This window comes from Micrococcus sp. Mcc89, from assembly GCF_024519795.1.
GTDB classification, from domain to species: Bacteria; Actinomycetota; Actinomycetes; order Actinomycetales; family Micrococcaceae; genus Micrococcus; species Micrococcus luteus.
Window position 1 is genome coordinate 1 of the sequence record NZ_JALJRI010000008.1, and the last position, 2,185, is coordinate 2,185.

At 56.7% G+C, this 2,185-nt stretch carries 1 rRNA gene; it reads left to right on the plus strand.

Features of this window, described 5'->3' with window-relative positions:
- The first annotated feature begins 545 nt into the window (after positions 1 to 545).
- Positions 546 to 2,068 (plus strand): 16S ribosomal RNA (locus tag NR072_RS00760).
- Positions 2,069 to 2,185: the final 117 nt, after the last annotated feature.

Here is a 2,185-nt window from a genome sequence, read left to right on the forward strand (position 1 = left end):
GGGAGGCGGGGTGAAGAACACAGAATCCGCGGATTCATGCCGAGAATGGCAGGTCCAGGGCGGGTGGTGCTCACCGGGTGCGCGGCCGGCAGTGATGCGGGTCGGGATTCCTGAAGAAGATGATCTGGTTTGACAGCCGGCAATCATGTGGTAAGGTTTTCAAGGCCTTCCACGTGGATGGTCCGGTGAGTGTCTGACACCGCGGAAGCGGAGTTGACATGGTCGGATCACGTGGTAAGGTTTTCTAGCCCGGCCACGTGAACGGACGGTGAATGCTTCGGACACGGAGTTGACACGGTCGAAACGGATGGTCTAGGATGGAGAAGTTGCTCCAGAGCGAAACGGCCCGCGGAGCGGGTCGCTGAAGCTGGAAGCGCCTGTTGTTTGAGAACTCAATAGTGTGCCAAGTTTGTTGATGCCAATTGTTTTAACACATATTGGTTGATCATCGCCTGCCACCCCCGTGGTGTGGTGATGGTTTGCTAGGTATTGAATGGATGTCGTGGTGGTTATTTCCGGCTGCCACGGTGTTGTTCTGTAATTTTTTTACGGAGAGTTTGATCCTGGCTCAGGATGAACGCTGGCGGCGTGCTTAACACATGCAAGTCGAACGATGAAGCCCAGCTTGCTGGGTGGATTAGTGGCGAACGGGTGAGTAACACGTGAGTAACCTGCCCTTAACTCTGGGATAAGCCTGGGAAACTGGGTCTAATACCGGATAGGAGCGTCCACCGCATGGTGGGTGTTGGAAAGATTTATCGGTTTTGGATGGACTCGCGGCCTATCAGCTTGTTGGTGAGGTAATGGCTCACCAAGGCGACGACGGGTAGCCGGCCTGAGAGGGTGACCGGCCACACTGGGACTGAGACACGGCCCAGACTCCTACGGGAGGCAGCAGTGGGGAATATTGCACAATGGGCGCAAGCCTGATGCAGCGACGCCGCGTGAGGGATGACGGCCTTCGGGTTGTAAACCTCTTTCAGTAGGGAAGAAGCGAAAGTGACGGTACCTGCAGAAGAAGCACCGGCTAACTACGTGCCAGCAGCCGCGGTAATACGTAGGGTGCGAGCGTTATCCGGAATTATTGGGCGTAAAGAGCTCGTAGGCGGTTTGTCGCGTCTGTCGTGAAAGTCCGGGGCTTAACCCCGGATCTGCGGTGGGTACGGGCAGACTAGAGTGCAGTAGGGGAGACTGGAATTCCTGGTGTAGCGGTGGAATGCGCAGATATCAGGAGGAACACCGATGGCGAAGGCAGGTCTCTGGGCTGTAACTGACGCTGAGGAGCGAAAGCATGGGGAGCGAACAGGATTAGATACCCTGGTAGTCCATGCCGTAAACGTTGGGCACTAGGTGTGGGGACCATTCCACGGTTTCCGCGCCGCAGCTAACGCATTAAGTGCCCCGCCTGGGGAGTACGGCCGCAAGGCTAAAACTCAAAGGAATTGACGGGGGCCCGCACAAGCGGCGGAGCATGCGGATTAATTCGATGCAACGCGAAGAACCTTACCAAGGCTTGACATGTTCTCGATCGCCGTAGAGATACGGTTTCCCCTTTGGGGCGGGTTCACAGGTGGTGCATGGTTGTCGTCAGCTCGTGTCGTGAGATGTTGGGTTAAGTCCCGCAACGAGCGCAACCCTCGTTCCATGTTGCCAGCACGTCGTGGTGGGGACTCATGGGAGACTGCCGGGGTCAACTCGGAGGAAGGTGAGGACGACGTCAAATCATCATGCCCCTTATGTCTTGGGCTTCACGCATGCTACAATGGCCGGTACAATGGGTTGCGATACTGTGAGGTGGAGCTAATCCCAAAAAGCCGGTCTCAGTTCGGATTGGGGTCTGCAACTCGACCCCATGAAGTCGGAGTCGCTAGTAATCGCAGATCAGCAACGCTGCGGTGAATACGTTCCCGGGCCTTGTACACACCGCCCGTCAAGTCACGAAAGTTGGTAACACCCGAAGCCGGTGGCCTAACCCTTGTGGGGGGAGCCGTCGAAGGTGGGACCAGCGATTGGGACTAAGTCGTAACAAGGTAGCCGTACCGGAAGGTGCGGCTGGATCACCTCCTTTCTAAGGAGCATTAGTGCCCGTTGCATCACCGCGTGTGTGATGGCGGGTTGCTCATGGGTGGAACATCAATGAATGGTGCCAGTGGTGGTGCCGGCAGTGCTCGAGTACGTCATGCCT